Consider the following 539-nt stretch of genomic DNA (forward strand, 5'->3'; position numbering starts at 1 on the left):
GCGCATTCATTTAACACAAAACCTGATGGAAAACTTCTTTCTTTTCAGACTTTTTTTAATAACGAAGAACCCTGCGAATATTTCGTTGAGTTTTCTGTTGGTGAGGCTGAATACTTGTATGAGGCACAATTATTGACGGATAAGGTTTTAATGGAGAAAATAGAAAAAAAAGAAGGCTCTGAAACGTCTGTAATTTATAGACAAGAGGACAAAATAGCTGAAAATACACTACTTGACGAGAAACATTTATTTCCGCTTAGAACTAATGCATCAGTCATTAGCACTGCTAATCAACATGAAGTGTCAGAATTTACAAAGGTATATAGTTTTTTTGCGAGTTTTGTATATAATGTTACTTATTATGGCTTATCTCAATTGCCTATGACTGATACTTCGCTTACCTCTGAATATCATGATGACACTAAAATGTTTTCATTTGTTAGAGAGCATATAATTAAACTTGATAGTGGTATTGAAGACATTAAGATAGATTTTTACGTCAATGACAAGAACGAGAGAATCTACCATCCTATTTTTGA

The 539-nt window shown here is 32.5% G+C and carries 1 pseudogene; it reads left to right on the forward strand.

Features of this window, described 5'->3' with window-relative positions:
* Window positions 1–539, forward strand: a pseudogene (locus tag AC1MDJ_RS08520) (AAA family ATPase); the annotation flags it as partial.

The sequence above is a fragment of the Candidatus Termitispirillum reticulitermitis genome (assembly GCF_054655775.1).